This window comes from Stenotrophomonas sp. GQ19 (genome assembly GCF_059758695.1).
The window spans coordinates 282,493-300,448 of record NZ_JCAXES010000002.1 but is presented as its reverse complement, the minus strand read 5'-3'; the positions used below and the strand labels follow the sequence as shown (position 1 = coordinate 300,448).

Below are 17,956 nucleotides of genomic sequence, written 5' to 3'. Positions count from 1 at the left end.
CGAAGGTGCGTTGTCGGACCGGGGCGCGTGCTGGCCACGCGGGGGCGGCGGCGCGGGCTAGACTGGTTGCGCGTGTCGACCAACGCTCGGCACCGATGATGACGGGTCCTGAAACTGCGCAAGATCGGCCACGCGCCGTGGCGGGCACCGACGCATGCTGGACGTCACCCCGACACGGAGCCCGTCATGAGCCGCATTGCCCAGCTACGCCAGCGCCACGGCATCGACCGTGTGATCGCCCACCTGCAGCAGTGCCTGCGTAGCGGCCAGCCCTTGCCCGATCTGGATGCGCTGGCCGCCATTGCGCACCAGTCGCCGTTCCATTTTCATCGCCTGTACCGTGCGCTGACCGGCGAAACCCCGGGGCGCACCGTGGCCCGTCTTCGCCTGCTGCGCGCGCTGCAGTTGCTGGCCCACGCCGACAGCCGGGTGACCGAGGTGGCGCTGGAGGTGGGCTTTGAAAGCCCGCAGGCATTGGCCCGGGCCTGCCGACAGGCCGTGGATGCCACGCCCAGCGCGCTGCGCGAGGATGCGGCGCTGCGCGCGCACTGGCAGCAACGGCTGTCGCTGCCGGCCGGTGACGGCAACGACGACACGCCCCCGCTGCAGGTGCAGGTGACCGCGCTGGAGCCGTTCGACGTGGTGGTATTGCGCACGCGCGGCGCCTTCGACGACCTCGACCAGGCGTTCGGGCAGGTGTATGCCTGGGCCGCGGAACAGGGCTTGGCCGAGCACCTGCAGGCGCTGGTGGGCATCGCGCTGAACGACCATCGCGATGTGCCGGCCGATGCGTGCGAGTTCGAGTGCGGCATGGGCTTTGGCCGCGCCTTGGCCGACATCCCCGCGCCGTTGCGCGCACTGACCCTGGGTGGCGGTGAATACGCCGTGCTGCGCCATGTGGGCAGCTACGCCGGGTTGGAAGCGGCCACCGACGCCCTGCTGCGCCAGTGGCTGCCCGACAGCGGGCGCGCACTGCGCGATGCGCCGCTGTACTACCACTACCTGGACGATCCCGAAGACGTGCCCGAGGCGATCCTGCGCGCGGACATCTGCGTGCCGGTGCGCTGACCAGACACAAGGCCGGTACGCGCGGCCGGAATGAAAAGCAGCCACCCATGGGGTGGCTCTGCCGGGGGGCGTTGACGGGGTGATGCGTGGCGCATCGATGTGGCAATACGTGGCGCATCGGTGCGGCGGTGTCTGGTGTATCGGCGCGTCGGGGGTAGAGCCACCCCATGGGTGGCTGCACGCGATGCCAAACCCCAGCCGGCGTCCCGCATGGCAGGGCGTTACACCACCGGGATGCTGTGCTTGCCCATGGTGCGGTACGGCGGGGTGGCCATGACCATCTCGGCCAGCGAATAGGCCAGTTCGCGCTCGGCCATCACCGTGCCGTCGGCGCCGTGCTCCAGCAGGTGCTTCACTTCGGCGTCGCTGTGCGCGCGGGCCAGCAGGGTCAGGCCCGGGTTGAGCGCGCGCAGCTTGGCCAGGGTTTCACCGGCTTCCAGCGGCTGCGGGATCGCCAGCACCGCGATCTTCGCGCGCTCGGGGTGGGCTTCGGCCAGCACCTTGTCCGAGGCGGCGCTGCCGCGGATGCCGGGCAGGCCGGCCGCGTGGGCTTCGGCCACGTGTTCCTTGTTGTCGTCGATCACCAGCACCGGCACGCCGCGGTCACGCAGCACCTGGGCCAGCGCACTGCCAACGCGGCCGTAGCCGATCACGATGGCATGGTCGTGCAGGTCCAGCGACGGGCCCGGCGGCAAATCGATTTCCACTGCGGTCGGCGTGGTTTCCTGGTGCTTGAGCAGCCAGCGGTCGAGCAGGCCGAACACCACCGGGTTGAGCATGATCGAGATCAGCGCGCCGGCCAGCACCAGCGCCTGGCCGGTGGGCGGCAGGATCTTCAGGGTCACGCCGAGCCCGGCGATGATGAAGGCGAACTCACCGATCTGCGCCAGGCTGGCCGAGATGGTCAGCGCGGTGCCGGTCGGGTGGCCGAACGCGCGCACGATCACGAACGCGGCGGCGGACTTGCCGAACATGATGATCGCCGCGGTGGCCAGCACCTGCCACGGGTGTTCGATCAGGATGGCCGGGTTGAACAACATGCCCACCGAGACGAAGAACAGCACCGCGAACGCATCGCGCAGCGGCAGCGAGTCGTTGGCGGCCTTGTGGCTCAACTCCGATTCGTTGAGCAGCATGCCGGCGAAGAACGCGCCCAGCGCGAAGGACACGCCGAACAGCATCGCCGAGCCGAACGCCACGCCCAGCGCGATGGCCAGTACCGCCAGGGTGAACAGCTCGCGCGAGCCGGTGCTGGCGATGCGCTCCAGGATCCACGGAATCACGCGGCGGCCGACCACCAGCATCACCGCCACGAACAGCCCCAGCTGCACGAATGTCCAGCCGATGCTGGCCAGCACGCTGCCGAGGGTGTGGGTTTCATTGGCCGAGTCCGGCCCGAACACGCCGGCCAGGACCGGCATCATCACCAGTGCCAGGACGCAGGCCAGGTCCTCGACGATCAGCCAGCCCACCGCGATCTTGCCGCGCTGGGTTTCCAGCAGGCGGCGTTCTTCCATCGCGCGCAGCAGCACCACGGTACTGGCAGTGGCCAACGCGAAGCCGAACACCACGCCATGGATGACCGGCCAGCCCATCAAGGCCGCCAACCCCCAGCCGAGCAGGGTGGCCACCAGGATCTGCCCGATCGCGCCGGGAATGGCGATCGCCTTGACCGCCATCAGGTCTTTCAGCGAAAAATGCAGGCCCACCCCGAACATCAGCAGCATCACGCCGATCTCGGCCAGCTGGTTGGCCAGCGCCTGGTCGGCGACGAAGCCGGGGGTGAACGGTCCTACGCAGATGCCCGCAACCAGATAACCGACCAGGGGAGACAAACGCAGCTTGTTGGCCAGCGCGCCGAAGATGAAGGCGAGCCCAAGGCCAACGGCAACGATGTTGATCAGGTCGGTGTCATGGTGCATCGGGGCTCGCAGAAATAGGGGATGTCCCGATTTTCACCGATGCGGTGGTATCGAGCAAACATCGGCGACCGCAATGCTGCTATGTCCCGTGGTCAGGTGATGTGCTGTCCGGGACAGACGCGCATGACAGGCATGAATGCGCGGAATCGCCCCGTTGCGGGCCGAAAACGCACATGCCCCGGCGGACCGGGGCATGGGGACGGTAGTGCCGGCCGCTGGCCGGCAACCACGCGATGCCCGGGGTTTCATGGGGTTGCCGGCCGGCGGCCAGCACTACCCTGTTACCACTTGTACGTAATGCGGCCGTACACGTAGGCGCCGTTGAACCCGTACGGCGAGTAGTTGCTGTACGGCAGCATGCCCCAGGTGGAGTTCTGCAGGTCCACGGTGCGGTCGGGGTACTCGTCCAGCAGGTTGTCCGCGCCCAGGGTGAGGGCCCAGTTCTCGCTGGGCTTGTAGCTCACCGAGGCGTCCAGCACCCACGAGCCGTCGTAGGTCTGGTCACGCAGCGCGGTGGCCGAGTTGCGCACGGTGAAGCTGCCGTAGCGCGTGGCCGCCAGGTTCAGGTCCCAATGGTCGCTGCGCCAGGTACCGCTCAGGATGGTCTTGTTGCGCGGGTAGCTGTCTTCGATGCGGCCGATCTCGTCGCGGCCGATCAGCGGCTGGGTGATGCCCAGCGTGCCGAACACCGGCGGCGAGGCGATGAACTGCTTCACCTCGGTGTCGTTGTAGCTGTAAGCCGCGGTCAGTTCCAGCGTGCTGGCGCTGAACGGGATCGAGTAGCTGGACACCGCATCGATGCCGCGGGTGCGGGTATCCACGCCGTTGGTGAAGTACGAGAACGCGGTGACACCGGGCAGCCCCAACCCGGCCAGCAGCGAATTGGCGGCGGCATTGGTGGTGATGTTGGTGGACAGCACGATGCGGTCGTCGATGTCGATCTGGTACGCATCCACCGTCAGGTACAGGCGATCGATCGGCTGCAGCACCAGGCCCACGCTGTAGGAGGTGGAGCTTTCGGCCTTCAGCGGGCTGGCACCCAGCGCCTGGGCGGCGGCACTGGTGGTGGGGAAGGTGCCGCGCTCGACGAAGGCACCGTTGATGATCGTGCTGGTGACCGCCTGGTAGCTCTGCTGGGCCAGCGACGGAGCGCGGAAGCCGGACGAGGCGGTGGCGCGCAGCGCGATCTTGTCGGTGAACGCATAGCGTGCCGACAGCTTGCCGGAGAACTTGTCGCCGAAGTCCGAGTAGTCCTCGTAGCGGCCGGTCACGCCCGCCGAGAACTTGTCGGTGAGGTCGGCTTCCAGCCCGGCATACACCGCGTAGTTGTGGCGGTCGGCGTCCACCGCGTTGAGCGGGGTGAAGCCGCCGAAGCCCTGCGCGCCGCTGCCGAAGTACGCGTTGGCTTCACCGGCCGACTGCTCCCAGTTCTCGCGGCGGTACTCACCGCCGAAGGACAGCGTGACCGGGTAGGCCAGGCCCCAGTCCAGCGACTTGGTCAGGTCGGCGTTGAAGATGTCCTGGGTGTACTTCAGCGCACCGTCGTAGAACGAGCGCGGGCTGGGCAGGCCGAGGCTGTAGTTGATGCTGTTGCGGGTGTGGAAATCGATGGTGTTCTCGCCGTGGTTGGCGCTCACATCCCAGGTCCAGCCGCTGTCGGTGTTGCCCTTGACCCCGGCCACCAGCGAGCGGTCCTTGGAGTACTGGTTGATCTGCGGCACGAACCCGTCCGGGTAGGTCTGCGCCAGCAACGGGCCCTGGCCGCTGTTGGTGCGCGAGCGGTAGAACGCGAACGAGGTGATGTCGCGGTTGCTGGCCATCGCCGTGGCGTAGGCCGACACGTGGTCGCTGAACTGGAAGCTGGCGTTGACCGAGGCGGCGGTGGCGTCCACCCGCGGATCGCCGACCACGAAGGTGGTCTGGCCGATGTCGGGGAAGTTGCCGGTGTTCGGCGTGGTGCCCTGGTAGGGGCCGGCACGGTTGCTCTCGTCCTGCTGCAGGATCTGTCCGGCCACGTGCACGCTGCCGCGGCCGTCGGCGAAGCCGATCCCGGCATCGCCGGAGAGCTGGTACTTGTTGCCGTCACCGGCCGAGTACTGGCCCGCGTCCACGGCCAGGCTGCCCCCGGCGGACGAGCCCTTCAGCACGATGTTGACCACGCCGGCGATCGCGTCCGAGCCGTACTGGGCCGAGGCGCCATCGCGCAGCACTTCCACCCGTTCGATCGCCGAGATCGGGATCGCGTTGATGTCCACGGCCGAGGAGCCCCGGCCGATGCTGCCGTTGACGTTGATCTGCGCCGAGGTATGCCGGCGCTTGCCGTTCACCAGTACCAGCACCTGGTCCGGCGACAGCCCGCGCAGCTGCGCCGGGCGGATGCCGCTGGTGCCGTCGGTGAGGGCCGGGCGCGGGAAGTTCAGCGAGGGCAGGGCCCGCGACAGCGCGGTGGCCAGCTCGGTGGTGCCGGTGGACTGCAGCGCCTCGGGGGTGATGATGTCGATCGGCGACTGCGACTCGGCCACGGTGCGGTCGGCGACCCGGGTGCCGGTGACGATGATGGTGTCCAGCGTGTTGGCGGCGGTGCGCGCAGGGGTGTCCTGGGCGCTGGCGGCGAAGCTGGAGACACCGAGCACGACAGCTACGGCGGCGGCGAGCGTACTGGTCTTGCGGTTCATCAGGGCGTGGCTCCGGTAGGGACGATGCGGCACCGGAACGACATCTCGACGGAAGGAAGCGGGTCGGCGAAGGCGGGTGTTGCGGTGCGCAATAAAGGAATTAACGGGATATTCATCGCTTGTCAAATAACCGCCATATCTACAAAAAACGTTGCAGAAGCAACCATTTACGTGAACTGGCGGGCCCGACATCAGGGTCCCGGGGAAGCGCAGGCAGGGTCGTGGGAGAGAGGAACGAGGCCTGCTGCGCATCCCGGGGCGCGTCAAGTATTCGTTAACGTTAGAATTACGTCGCAGGAAGGGTGCTCACCAGCACATTCCATTCCGTTATATGGACCCCCCAAGATGATTTCCCTCCGTAACTTCGCCTTGCGCCGTGGCGAGCGGCTGCTGTTGTCCAATGTCGACCTGACCCTGCACGCGGGGTACCGCGTTGGCGTGGTCGGCCGCAACGGTGCCGGCAAGTCCAGCCTGTTTGCCGCCGTGAAGGGCGAGCTGGAGGCCGACAAGGGCGATGTCGACCTGCCCGGCAAGGTCCGCATCGCCAGCGTGGCCCAGGAAACCCCGTCGCTGCCCGACCCGGCGCTGCAGTTCGTGCTGGAGGGCGACACCGAGGTGGCCGCGGTCATGCGCGAAGAGGCCGATGCCGCCGCGCGCGAAGACTGGGAGGCGGTGGCCACCGCGCACCAGAAGATGGCCGAGATCGGCGCCTACGACGCCGAAGCCCGTGCCGGCAAGCTGCTGCATGGCTTGGGCTTCCCGGCCGAGACCCACTCGCGGGCGGTGTCCTCGTTCTCCGGCGGCTGGCGCGTGCGCCTGAACCTGGCCCGCGCGCTGATGATGCCCAGCGACCTGCTGCTGCTCGATGAGCCGACCAACCATCTGGATCTGGACGCGGTGTTCTGGCTGGAACAGTGGCTGCTGAAGTACCCGGGCACGCTGCTGCTGATCTCGCATGACCGCGAGTTCCTGGACAACGTGGCCACCCACACCCTGCACCTGCATGGTGGTGGCGCCAAGCTGTACCCGGGCGGCTACACCGATTTCGAGCGCCAGCGCGCCGAGCAGCTGCGCCAGCAGCAGATCGCGCACGACAAGGAACAAGCCGAGCGCGCCCACCTGCAGAGCTTCATCGACCGCTTCAAGGCGCAGGCCAGCAAGGCCGCCCAGGCGCAGAGCCGCATGAAGCGCCTGGCCAAGCTGGCCGGCACCGAGGCGGTGCGCGCCGAGCGCGAGTTCCGCATCGAGTTCTCGCCGCCGGCCAAGCTGCCGTTCTCGCTGATCCGCCTCAACCACGTCGACGCCGGCTACGGCGCCGATTCGGTGATCCTGCACAACGTGGGGTTCGGCCTGGAAGCCGGCCAGCGCATCGGCCTGCTGGGTCCCAACGGCGCGGGCAAGACCACGCTGGTGAAGACCCTGGTGGGCGAGCTCGCCCCGCTGACCGGCGAGCGCGCCGCGCACCCGGACCTGCGCATCGGCTACTTCGCCCAGCACACGGTGGAGTCGCTGCACGAAGGCCAGTCGCCGATGGAGCACTTCCGCGACCTGGACCGCGATGCGCCGAACCAGGTGTTCCGCGACTTCCTCGGCAAGTGGAATTTCGCCGGTGACCGTGCCTTCGAGCCGGTGGATGGGTTCTCCGGTGGCGAGCGTGCGCGCCTGGCCCTGGCACTGATCGCCTTCCAGCAGCCCAACGTGCTGCTGCTCGACGAACCGACCAACCACCTTGACCTGGAAATGCGCGAAGCGCTGGCCGAGGCGCTGGCCGACTTCGAGGGCGCGATCGTGATGGTGTCGCATGACCGCCATCTGATCGGCCTGGTCTGCGATACCTTCTGGCGCGTGGCCGATGGCGTGGTGGAGCCGTTCGACGGCGACCTGGATGCCTACGCGGCGTGGCTGCGCTCCCGTCCCGCCGCGCAGGGCACCAAGCAGAAGATGGCCGCCGCCGCGCCGGAACCGGTGCCGCCGACCCCGCCGCTGCCGCCGAAGAAGCCGGTCAATCCGCACAAGCTGGCTGCGGCCGAAGCCAAAGTGGGCGAACTGGAAGCCTTGCTGGCGGATCTGGACCGGCAGCTGGCTGATCCGTCCAACTACGCCGACAGCACCCGCATGGCCGTGCTCGGCCGCGACCGCGAGGCCACCGCCACGCTGCTCAGCAAGGCCGAGCAGACCTGGATGGAACTGCTGGACGCGTAAACGGCATGCCGACCAACGGTCGGCATCTACCGGGCAAGCGGTGCCGGCGGGTGCCTGCATCGGGCAAGCCGCGTAGAGCCGGGCTCTGCCCGGCTGCTTCACCGGGACGCGCAAAAACGGGACGCCGGTGGGTGCGCCTTTCCGTCAGGCAAGCCGGGCAGAGCCCGGCTCTACGCGGGATTCACGCCGCGCCGTCCTGCGCCTCCAACCATTCCCGGAACCGCCGCGCCGCATCGCTTTCGGCGCGTGAGCGCAGGCGCGTCAACCAATACCGCCCCAGCTCCAGCGTCTGCGCGAACGGCTGGACCAATCGTCCCTGCGCCAGGTCCTGCTCGAACATCTTCAACGGCAGCAGCGCCACGCCCGCACCGGACGCCGCTGCACTGGCCAACGTCAGCGACGAATCGAACACCGGGCCGCGTGCTTCCAGCTCGGCCACGCCCGCCGCTTGCAGCCAGCGCGGCCATTCGTCACTGCGGTACGACCGCAGCAACGCCACGTTGGCCAGGTCGCGCGGGTCGCGCAACGTACGCGCCAGGGCCGGCGCGCACAGCGGCGCGAACGGAGCGTCCAGCACCGGCGTGCTCACCTGGCCCTGCCAGTCGCCATCGCCGAACCGGATCGCCAGGTCCAGGCCTTCGCCGGCCAGGTCGATGCGGTTGTTGTGGGTCTGCACGCGCAGGTCGATATCGGCATGGCGCGCGGAAAAATCGGCCAGCCGCGGCAGCAGCCAGCCGGTGGCGAACGTGCCCACCACGCCGACCCCGAGCACGTCGCGGAAGTGTCCCCCGACGAACCGGTCCAGGCTCACCGCGATGCGGTCGAAGGCCTCGTTGAGCACCGGGTACAGCCGCGCGCCTTCATCGGTAAGCGCCACCCCGCGCGGCAGGCGATTGAACAGCGACACCCCGAGCCGGTCTTCCAGCGCCCGGATCTGGTGGCTGAGCGCGGCTTGGCTGACACACAGCTCCAGCGCGGCCCGGGTGAAGTTCTGGTGGCGGGCGGCGGCCTCGAAGGCGCGCAGGGCATTGAGCGGCAACTGGGGGCGGAGCATGCAGGGGAGCCGTGAGCTGGAGTGATGGGATCATCGCATTCCTGCGGCGCGTATGCCGCCTGGAGTGAATGCAGAGGCGGTTTTCCCGTGGCGTCATTCTTTGTCGCAATCGATACGCATTAGGTCACGTTATGTCTTCCGCTGAAAATGGTTGCTGGTGGGCCGGGCGGGGCACTGGCAATACTCTGCCTTTGCCACGGAGGATCCGCATGCTCGCTCGACGTCATTTCCTGCAATGGACCGGCGCTGCCGCCCTCTCGGCGCTGGCCGCCAGTACGTTTGCGAAGACCCCCGCCGTGGCGGCAGCGCCCCGGTCCACCGCCCGCGACTTCGCCGCGCTTGAAGCGGCCAGTGGCGGCCGCCTCGGCGTCACGCTGCTGGATACCGGCAACGGCCAGCGTATCGGCCACCGCCAGGACGAGCGGTTCCCGATGTGCAGCACGTTCAAGTTCGCGCTGTGCGCGACCGTGCTGCGGTTGGCAGACCAGGGAAAACTCTCGCTGGACCGGCGCCTTGCCATGACCACGCAGGACCTGCTGTCGCATGCGCCGCTGACCGTCCGCCACGTGGGGAAGGACGTCACCGTGCGCGACCTGTGCCGCGCCACCATGGTCACCAGCGACAACCCGGCCGCCAACCTGCTCCTGCGTGTGGTGGGCGGCCCGGCCGGCGTGACCGCGTTTCTGCGTGCCAGCGGTGATGACGTGACCCGCAACGACCGGTACGAGCCGGACGTGAACCGCTTCGCCCCCGGCGACCCGCGCGATACCACCAGCCCGGCCGCGATGGCCGCCAGCCTGCAGCGGCTGGTGCTGGGCGAGCGGTTGCAGCCGGCCTCGCGCCAGCAACTGGCCGACTGGCTGATCGACAACGAAACCGGTGATGCGCGCCTGCGCGCCGGCCTGTCCAAGGCATGGCGGGTAGGCGACAAGACCGGCAGCAACGGCGAAGACACCACCAACGACATCGCCATCCTCTGGCCACTGACCGGCGGCGCACCGTGGGTGCTCACCAGCTACCTGCAAGGCGCCCGCCTCGATGATGCCGGCCGCAACGACGTACTGCGCCAGGTAGCCGTCATCGCCGAACAGCACATCCACCGGTAGAGCCGACCGTTGGTCGGCTGCATCCTCACGGTAGAGCCGACCGTTGGTCGGCTGCACGCAATGCCGGATTCAATGGCAGCCGGGCAGAGCCCGGCTCTACACCTCAACCGCGCACCGCCTCCAGAAACTCGCGTCCCCAACGATCCACGTCGTAATACTCCACGCTGCCGAACAGCTGCCGCATGCGCCCGGTGGCTTCTTCCTCGGGCATCGACAACGCCTGCAGCAGGCCGGCGGTCAGGTCGGCCGGATCGTGCGGATTGGTCAGCACCGCGCCCTTCAACTCCGCTGCCGCACCGGCAAACTCGCTGAGCACCAGCACGCCGCTGCTGCCTTCGATGCCGTGGGTGGCCACGAACTCCTTGGCCACCAGATTCAGGCCATCGCGCAACGGCGTGATCCACATCACCTGCGCCGCTGCGTAGTGCGCCACCACCTCCTCGAACGGCAGGGCCTGTGCGAAGAACCGCACCGGCGTCCAGTCCAGTCGTGAGAAGCGGCCGTTGATGCGTCCCACCGCCTGTTCGATCTGGTTCTGCAGCGTGCGGTACACGGTCATTTCGCGTGCGGCCGGCACGCACACCATCAACAAGGTCACCTTGCCCTGGCGTTCGGGATGCTGTTCCAGCAGGCGTTCGAAGGCCTCCAGCTTGGCCAGCGTGCCCTTGGTGTAGTCCAGCCGCTCCACCGACAGCACCAGCTTGCGCCCCCCGATCTCGCGGCGCAGCTTGAAGATGTCATTGCGCACGTCGCTGCGCGCCAGCACGTTATGGATGCGGCGCAGGTCGGTGCCCACCGGGTGCGCGCCCAGTGCGATCTCACGGTCGCCCACGCGCAGGCGCGTGGTCATGGTGTCCAGCCCCACCGCGCAGCCATAGGTGAGGAAGCGCGGGGCACAGCTCTCCCACGCCAAGCGCTCGGCCGGCACGGCGCCGCGCACCACGTCCACGAAGTTCTCCACCTGGCGCGGAATGTGGAAGCCGATGTAGTCGCACGACAGCAGGCTGCCGATGATCTCGCGGCGCCACGGCACCACGTTGAACACATCCGCCGACGGGAAGTAGGTGTGATGGAAGAAGGCGATTTTCAGGTCCGGGCGCAGTTCGCGCAGCGTGGCCGGCACCATCCACAGGTTGTAGTCGTGGATCCACACCGTGGCCCCGTGCGCGGCTTCGGCGGCAGTGGCCTCGGCGAACTTGCGGTTGACCTTCAGGAACACCTGCCAGTCGTCCTCGCGGAACTTCGCGCGTTCCCAGAACACATGCAGCATCGGCCAGAACGCTTCCTTGGAGAAGCGCTTGTAGAAGATGTCCACTTCCTGCCGGCTCAACGGCACCCGTGCGGCGGTGAGGGTGGGGTAGCGCTCGGCGTCCACCGCCAGGTGGGTCTGGAACGGGCCGCGTTTGGGATCGTCGATGCCCCATGCCACCCAGGAGCCTTTCTGGCCGCCTTCGAAGAAGCTCAGCAGCGAGGGAATGATGCCGTTGGGCGAGCGCGGCGGGCGCTGCACCAGCACGCCGTTCTCCATCACTTCGTCGAAGGGCAGGCGGTGGTAGACCATCACCAGGTCAGCGCCGGCGGCGCGGGCCTGCTTGGGCGGGTACAGGTAGCGGTCATCGTCGGCGAGCAGCGCGAAGTGCTCGATCGCCTCCAGGATGCCGCCACACCCCGGCGCCTGCGCGTGGAAGGTGGTGGCCAGCGTGGCGGTCGCCTCGGTCAGCGCCGGCTCGGAATCGCCCACGCACACGCCGCGGAAGCCGGCGGTGTACATCGACAGGTCATTGAGGGTGTCGCCAGCCACCAGGATGCGCTCGCGCGGCAGGTCCAGCAGGCGCGCAAGCGCGGCCAGGGTGCGGCCCTTGTCGGTGTCCGGCGGCAGGATGTCCAGGTAGCGGTCAGCCGAATACAGCACGTCGCAGCCCAGCGCCTGGGCGGCGGCTTGGATCTGCGCGCGCAGCGGCGCCAGCGTCTGGGGATCGCAGAAATACGAGCAGCGTCGTTCCTGCGGCACGTCCTGGCGCTGCAGCGCGGTGAACGGGCGCATCGCCGCGGCCACCACGTGTTCGCCGGGCCAGTGCGCATCGATCATCGACTGCAGCGGCTGCAAGGGCTGCAGCGTGTGGCCATCCACCACGGTCGCGCCGACATCGCAGACCACGTAGTCCGGGCGCGGGATCGCCGGGTCGGAGAGCAGCGGCATCACCGCTTCCAGGCCGCGGCCGGTGATGAAGATCAGGGCGATGCCGGGGTGTTGGTCAACCAGCCGGTACAACCGGTGGCGCGCGGCGGCATCGCCGGCAAGGAAGGTGCCATCCAGGTCGGTGGCAAGAATCAGCTGCGGGGCCGGCGTGGCCGGCGGTGTACGGGTCGGAGTGGAGAGAGAGGGTGTCGATACAGTCAATGGGCTTCCTTATCGGAATGAGGGGAATAGGGGGTGTCGGGCGGCGCCTCGAGGTCGGTCTCGGGCATCAGCTCCAGCGCCGACGGCGTGGTACGCAGCATCAGCCGGAACCCGACCGGATGCGTGCGCACCCGCTGGAATCGCAGCAGGCGCGCGCCGGTGAACAGCGCCAGCACCATCAGCACCACGGCGAAGTACAGCGGCAGTGCGGCGGGACCGAAGCGCTGCATGGCCGCACCGGCCAGCGCCGGGCCCAAGGCCGCGCCCACGCCGTGCACCAGCAGCAGGCTGGAACAGCCCGACAGCAGGTGCTGTCGCGGCAGGTAGTCCAGCATGTGCGCCACCGCGAACGGATACAGCGCGAAGGCCAGCCCGCCGTAGCAGAAGAACAGCCCAAACAGCAGGTGGGTCTGCAGCTGGATCATCGGCAGCGATGCCACCACCGCGATGCCGGCGGCGGCCAGGCTCAGCGCCACCAGCCCGCTGCGGCGATCGTGGCCGTTGCTGATATGGCCCAGCGGCCACTGCAGCAACGCACCGCCCAGGATCGCGGTGAGCATGAACAGCGCCACGCCATTGCCATCCAGGCCCACCGCACCGGCATACACCGGCAGCAGGCCCCAGAAGGCACCCATCGCCAGTCCGGACAGGCCCGCTGCCACGGTGGCCACCGGCGCCATCGCATACAGCCGGCCCAGGGTGAGCCGAGATACGACCGGCACGTCCGGTTGACGCAGCCGGGTGGCAGTCACCGGCAACACCGCCGCGCAGATCAGGATCGCGGTCAGCATGAACATCGCCATCGCGCTGGCATCGCCCAGCATCAGCAGCACCTGGCCCAGCGCCAGCGCAGAAAGATTGACCACCATGTACAGCGAGAACGCGCGGCTGCGCCGGGCCGGATCGGGCTCGGCATTGAGCCAGCTCTCGATCACCGTATACAGCCCGACCAGCGCGATGCCGGTGGCAATGCGCAGCACGCCCCACGCGACGGGATGCAGCCAGAGGGGATGCAGCAGCACGGCGATAGCCGCGAGGGCGGCGAAGAACGCGAACGCACGGATATGTCCGATGCGGCCGATCAGCGAGGGCGCGAAAAAGGTGCCGATGAAGAAGCCGGCGAAATACCCGGACATCACCAGCCCCAGCGTGCCGGCACCGAAGCCGGCCTGGCCGCCGCGCACCGCCAGCAGGGTGCCCAGAAGCCCGCTGCCGGTAAGCAGCAGCGCGACGCCGGTGAGCAGGGCGGTCAGCCGCAGCATGCGCGCGGCCTGGGTGGGAAGGCAGTAAACAACACCTGATCTACCGTAACACAGCCACGATGAAGCCCTGGTTGCAGCCACGCCCGCGCATTTGCACTGCCTGTGCATGCAGGCTAGGGTAGGGCGATGAATGTTCCCAACGTTGTTGCACCGCTCGCCATTGCGTTGTTGCTCGCCGCCTGCGGTGGGCGGCAGGACAGCGTGGCCCACGACGTAGCCAATGCACCGGCCGATGCATTCCTTGCCGCGGTCGCCGCCCATTGCGGCAAGGCGTACGAAGGCAAGGTGATCGCCAACGAACCGCGCACCGATGCACCCGATCCCTTCGAGGGCAAGCGGCTGGTGATGCACGTGCGCGGGTGCGACGACCCCGCACACGGGCTACGCATTCCGTTCCATGTCGGCGACGATCATTCGCGTACCTGGGTGATCAGCCGCACCGAGACCGGCCTGCGCCTGAAGCACGATCACCGCCATCAGGATGGCAGCCCCGATGCGGTGACCATGTACGGCGGTGACAGCAAGCCACCGGGTACCGCGCAGCGCCAGAGCTTCCCGGTGGATGCCGATTCGGTGGCGATGTTCCGCAAAGCCGACATGCTGCCGTCGGTGCACAACACCTGGGCGATGGACATCGAGCCGGACCAGCGCTTCATCTACGAACTCACCCGCCCGGGCGGTCGCCGCTTCCAGGTCGAGTTCGACCTGAGCAAGCCAGTGGCGCTGCCGCCCGCGCCGTGGGGCAGCACCCCGTAGAGCGGGGCTCTGCCCCGCTGCGGTTCGCGCGCCTGCCACGGATTGATGGGGTTGCCGGCCAGCGGCCGGCACTACCGTTTCGTGCGGGGGCGCCCGTTCGCCGCCGCGTAGAGCGGGGCTCTGCCCCGCTGCCGTTCGCGCACCTGCCACGGGTTCACGAGGTTGCCGGCCAGCGGCGGCATTACCCGTTGCTGCGTCTACCGCACCCCGAACCGGGCGCGGCAGCCGTTGCTGACCCACAGGCTGCTGTTGGTATAGCCCCAACTGCGGCCTTCCACGCAGGCGCTGCCGGACAGCTGCTGCTGCAGCACCGGGCGGCCTTGGCGGGCGTCCCAGGCGCACGTCTGCTGGCGGTTGCTGTTGCTGCTGCAGGTCACGCTGTAGTTGCTGTTGCCGCCGCCGTTACCGCCGCCCCAGCCGCCGCGGGCCTCGGCGAACTCGCCTCGGCAGCCGCGGTTGACCCATACCGCGCCATTGCGCACGCCCCAGGTCTGGCCTTCCACGCAGGCCGAGCCCGAGATCTGCCGGACCAGAGTGGCGTTGCGCCAGCCGGTGTTGCAGCTGCGCTCGCGGTTGTCCTGGCTTTCACAGCGGATGGTGCCGCCGGTGCTGCCGCCGCCACCGCCCCAGTTGCCGCCGTTGCCGCGCCCTTCGACGAACTCGGCGCGGCAGCCGCCGGTGACCCACACGGTGCCGTTGCGCGAGCCCCAGGTGCGCCCTTCCTGGCAGGCCGAGCCGGAGATCTGCCGCGACAGCTGGGCACTGCGCCAGCCGGTGTTGCAGACCCGCTCGCGGTTGTTCTGGCTCTCGCAGCGCACGGTGCCGCCGTTGTTGCCCCCGCCGCCACCGTTCCAGCCCCCACCGCCGCCGCTGCCGCGCAACGAGGTGGCGATGTCCTGCTTGATCCGCGAGAAGCCCCAGCCCGAATTGACCTGGGCCAGGTAGAAGCGCAGCTGGTCGTCGGGAATGCGGCGGCCATTGGACTGATCGGCATATTCCTGGGTGATCACCCGCGAGCGGTCGCTGGAGGACAGCTGCGACAGGTTCTCAGGGGCGTAGGCGCGGGTACTCATCTGGGCCTGGGCGGCCGGGGCGCTACAGCCCAGCGCCAGGGCCAGGCAGACAACGGTGAGACGACGGTTCATGGCGACATCCCCTTGCGGTCGTTGGTGCGCGGACTATAGGAACGGGCCGGGTTCACGGCGCGTGATGCCCGCCGGGCGGGGTCGCAGGGGCGGGCGGGGCAGGGGGCGGGCCACGGCCCATTTGCCCCGGCGCAGGCTACGCCGCAGAATAAAGGGCTGTCCGGCGCAACCTGGTGCCGGCATTCTCCTGCGGAGCTTTACCCCCATGCGTACCCACTTCTGTGGCCTGGTCGATGAGACCCTGATTGGCCAAACCGTTACCCTCGCCGGCTGGACCGACGTTGCCCGCAACCAGGGCGGCGTGTGCTTCATCGATCTGCGCGATCATGAAGGCATCGTGCAGGTGACGGTGGAAGTCGACAACGCGGCCGTGTTCGCCGTGGCCGCCAGCCTGGGCTACGAGGACGTGTTGCAGGTGGAAGGCGTGGTGCGCGCGCGTCATGCGGTCAACGACAAAATCCGCACCGGCAAGGTGGAAGTGATCGCCACGGCCATCACCATCCTCAACAAGGCCGAGCCGCTGCCGTTCCACGCCCACGAGAACCCGGGCGAGGAAACCCGCCTGAAGTACCGTTACCTGGATCTGCGCCGCCCGGAAATGCAGCGCATGCAGCGTACCCGCATCAAGCTGGTGCAGGCGCTGCGCCGTCACCTGGACGCCACCGGCTTCCAGGACATCGAAACCCCGATCCTGACCAAGGCCACCCCGGAAGGCGCCCGCGACTTCCTGGTGCCGGCGCGCATGCACCCGGGCGAGTTCTACGCCCTGCCGCAGAGCCCGCAGCTGTTCAAGCAGATCCTGATGGTGGCCGGCTTCGACCGCTACTACCAGATCGCCCGCTGCTTCCGCGACGAAGCCCTGCGTGCCGACCGCCAGCTGGAATTCACCCAGCTGGACATGGAGTTCGCCTTCGTGCGCGAGCGCGACGTGCAGGACTTCGTCGAAGACATGATCCGCGCCATCTTCAAGGAAGTGGTGGACGTGGAGCTGGCCGCCAGCTTCCCGCGCCTGACCTGGGCCGAGGCGATGCGTCGCTTCGGGTCGGACAAGCCGGACCTGCGCATCGCGCTGGAGCTGGTGGACGTGGCCGAACTGGTCAAGGCCAGTGAGTTCCCGGTGTTCACCGCCGCCGCCAACGATGCCGACGGCCGCGTGGCCGCGCTGCGCATCCCCGGCGGTGCCACGCTGAGCCGCAAGCAGATCGACGAGTATGCCGCGCATGCCGCCAAGTACGGCGCCAAGGGCCTGGCCTACATCAAGATCGGCGACACCGGCGAAGTCAGCTCGCCGATCGCCAAGTTCTTCAGCGAAGAGGCCTTCGCCGCGCTGGTGGCCCACGTCGGCGCCGGTAACGGCGACATCGTGTTCTTCGGCGCCGGTGGCTACAACAAGGTGTCCGACTTCATGGGCGCGCTGCGCCTGAAGGCCGGCAAGGACTTCAACCTGGTCGCTGCCGGGTGGGCGCCGCTGTGGGTCACCGACTTCCCGATGTTCGAGTACGACGACGAAGCCCAGCGCTACGTCGCCCTGCATCACCCCTTCACCGCTCCGGCGGTGGACGACATCGCCGACCTGCGCGCCAACGCCAAGACCGCCGTGTCGCGCGGCTATGACATGGTGCTCAACGGCAACGAGATCGGCGGCGGTTCGATCCGTATCCACCGCTCGGACATGCAGAGCACGGTGTTCGACCTGCTGGGCATCGGTGCCGAAGAGGCCGAGGCCAAGTTCGGCTTCCTGCTCGATGCGCTGCGCTTCGGCGCGCCGCCGCACGGTGGCATCGCCTTCGGCATCGACCGCATCGCCGCGCTGATGGCCGGCACCGAGTCGATCCGCGACGTCATTCCGTTCCCGAAGACCACCGGCGCGCAGTGCCTGATGACCGGCGCCCCGTCGCCGATCCCGGACGAGCAGCTGGCCGAAGTGCACATCCAGGTTCGCCCGCGCAAGGCCTGACCCCGCTAACGTAGTGCCGGGCTCTGCCCGGCACGCCCCACCAAACCCCGGAGATCCTGCAATGAGCGAATTCGCGTTTTCGTTGGAATGGGAAAAGCTGGGCAATGAAGGCGCCGACGCCGCCCTGGTAACCGAACGCGCCCGCGTGTTCGGTGGCTGGCTGGTGCGCGTGGGTACCAGTCCCGCCGCGATGGCCCTGACCTTCGTGCATGACGGCGAAGGTCGCTGGGATGGCGAGGACTTCGGCGTGGAAGACTACGAAGAAGACGAAGAAGACCTCGACGAGGAAGACGACGAGGAAGAGGAAGAAGAAGGCGAAGAGGACGAGGAAGAGTACGAGGACGAGGACGAAGAGGAGGGCGACGAGGAAGAAGACGCCCCCCACGGAGCGCAGGCCTGAGGCCTGCC

Annotated in this window: 12 protein-coding genes; 6 read left to right on the top strand and 6 right to left on the bottom strand. The window is 68.3% G+C overall.

The features are described from left to right. Nucleotides 1–186 precede the first annotated feature (186 nt). Nucleotides 187–1,068 (top strand): AraC family transcriptional regulator, encoded by an 882-nt coding sequence (locus tag AC6CHL_RS05420; RefSeq protein ID WP_102100604.1) that lies wholly within the window; start codon nucleotides 187–189, stop codon nucleotides 1,066–1,068. A gap of 221 nt (nucleotides 1,069–1,289) precedes the next feature. Here the strand turns inward: AC6CHL_RS05420 and ybaL are convergent, their stop codons facing one another. Next, nucleotides 1,290–2,990, bottom strand: coding sequence for a YbaL family putative K(+) efflux transporter (ybaL, locus tag AC6CHL_RS05415; RefSeq protein ID WP_448134246.1), 1,701 nt, complete (start codon nucleotides 2,988–2,990; stop codon nucleotides 1,290–1,292). Nucleotides 2,991–3,271: 281 nt separating this feature from the next. Then, the gene (locus AC6CHL_RS05410) at nucleotides 3,272–5,665 is read right to left on the bottom strand and encodes a TonB-dependent receptor plug domain-containing protein (protein ID WP_038686684.1); all 2,394 of its coding nucleotides are present in this window, start codon (nucleotides 5,663–5,665) and stop codon (nucleotides 3,272–3,274) included. A gap of 345 nt (nucleotides 5,666–6,010) precedes the next feature. On the opposite strand from AC6CHL_RS05410, the gene AC6CHL_RS05405 reads away from it, so the two are divergent. Beyond that, nucleotides 6,011–7,867 carry an ABC-F family ATP-binding cassette domain-containing protein gene (locus tag AC6CHL_RS05405; RefSeq protein ID WP_038686686.1) on the top strand — a complete coding sequence of 619 codons (1,857 nt, stop codon included), beginning with the start codon at nucleotides 6,011–6,013 and terminating at the stop codon, nucleotides 7,865–7,867. A gap of 181 nt (nucleotides 7,868–8,048) precedes the next feature. Here the strand turns inward: AC6CHL_RS05405 and AC6CHL_RS05400 are convergent, their stop codons facing one another. Next, on the bottom strand, nucleotides 8,049–8,921 hold the full coding sequence (locus tag AC6CHL_RS05400) for a LysR family transcriptional regulator (protein ID WP_498293678.1): 873 nt from the start codon (nucleotides 8,919–8,921) through the stop codon (nucleotides 8,049–8,051). 209 nt (nucleotides 8,922–9,130) lie between these two features. Here AC6CHL_RS05400 and blaL2 point away from each other — a divergent pair, with 209 nt between their 5' ends. Further along, on the top strand, nucleotides 9,131–10,027 hold the full coding sequence (blaL2, locus tag AC6CHL_RS05395) for a L2 family extended-spectrum class A beta-lactamase (protein WP_498293677.1): 897 nt from the start codon (nucleotides 9,131–9,133) through the stop codon (nucleotides 10,025–10,027). A gap of 103 nt (nucleotides 10,028–10,130) precedes the next feature. On the opposite strand, the gene ggpS is transcribed toward blaL2, so the two are convergent. Both ggpS and AC6CHL_RS05385 read right to left on the bottom strand, forming a co-directional pair. Further along, nucleotides 10,131–12,362 carry a glucosylglycerol-phosphate synthase gene (ggpS, locus tag AC6CHL_RS05390; RefSeq protein ID WP_498294005.1) on the bottom strand — a complete coding sequence of 744 codons (2,232 nt, stop codon included), beginning with the start codon at nucleotides 12,360–12,362 and terminating at the stop codon, nucleotides 10,131–10,133. 62 nt (nucleotides 12,363–12,424) lie between these two features. After that, on the bottom strand, nucleotides 12,425–13,690 hold the full coding sequence (locus AC6CHL_RS05385) for an MFS transporter (protein WP_038686691.1): 1,266 nt from the start codon (nucleotides 13,688–13,690) through the stop codon (nucleotides 12,425–12,427). A gap of 126 nt (nucleotides 13,691–13,816) precedes the next feature. On the opposite strand from AC6CHL_RS05385, the gene AC6CHL_RS05380 reads away from it, so the two are divergent. Further along, the gene (locus AC6CHL_RS05380) at nucleotides 13,817–14,446 is read left to right on the top strand and encodes a hypothetical protein (protein ID WP_038686693.1); all 630 of its coding nucleotides are present in this window, start codon (nucleotides 13,817–13,819) and stop codon (nucleotides 14,444–14,446) included. Nucleotides 14,447–14,643: 197 nt separating this feature from the next. Here AC6CHL_RS05380 and AC6CHL_RS05375 read toward each other — a convergent pair whose 3' ends face one another. After that, nucleotides 14,644–15,519 (bottom strand): DUF3011 domain-containing protein, encoded by an 876-nt coding sequence (locus tag AC6CHL_RS05375; RefSeq protein ID WP_447596273.1) that lies wholly within the window; start codon nucleotides 15,517–15,519, stop codon nucleotides 14,644–14,646. A 277-nt stretch (nucleotides 15,520–15,796) separates the two neighbouring features. Between AC6CHL_RS05375 and aspS the strand changes: the two genes are divergently transcribed. Further along, nucleotides 15,797–17,548 carry an aspartate--tRNA ligase gene (aspS, locus tag AC6CHL_RS05370; protein ID WP_498293675.1) on the top strand — a complete coding sequence of 584 codons (1,752 nt, stop codon included), beginning with the start codon at nucleotides 15,797–15,799 and terminating at the stop codon, nucleotides 17,546–17,548. A gap of 61 nt (nucleotides 17,549–17,609) precedes the next feature. After that, complete coding sequence (locus tag AC6CHL_RS05365) at nucleotides 17,610–17,948, top strand: DNA primase (protein WP_498293674.1); 339 nt, start codon at nucleotides 17,610–17,612, stop codon at nucleotides 17,946–17,948. The last annotated feature ends 8 nt before the right edge of the window (nucleotides 17,949–17,956 follow it).